Annotated in this window: 1 pseudogene; it reads right to left on the bottom strand. The window is 75.6% G+C overall.

Going from position 1 to position 369, the window contains the following annotated elements:
• Positions 1-41: 41 nt before the first annotated feature.
• Positions 42-369: pseudogene (locus ACH107_RS33610) on the bottom strand (competence protein); the annotation flags it as partial.

Raw genomic sequence — 369 nt, 5'->3', positions numbered from 1 at the left:
GCCGTCGCCCGGCGGGATCCCGCGTGCCACCCCACACCGGGTCAGCGCCAGGCCAGCAAGGTGTCCTCCCGCGCGCGGCGGCTGTTCCAGAGCCGCGCGCCGGTGCGGTCGCGCACGCTGACCAGCTCCAGCCCCGTGTCGCCGAGATAGCCCGCCACGGCGCCGGTCTCGCGCAGCCGCGCGATATCAAGCACGGTGCAATCCCGGCCCGGCCCGACCTGCTGGTTCGAGATCAGGATCTGGGCGCCGTCACAGCCCGGGACCTCGGCCAGCGCGCCCTTGCCCCGCACCGCGACAACGCGGGTCGCGCCGATCTGCATGTCCTGGCGTCGCCCGGCAATCCGCAGCCCCGGGCGCGCATGGGCCTGG

The sequence above is a fragment of the Roseovarius halophilus (ex Wu et al. 2025) genome (assembly GCF_047086965.1).
The sequence above is the reverse complement of the archived record's forward strand: the minus strand, read 5'-3'. Positions and strand labels throughout refer to the sequence as shown.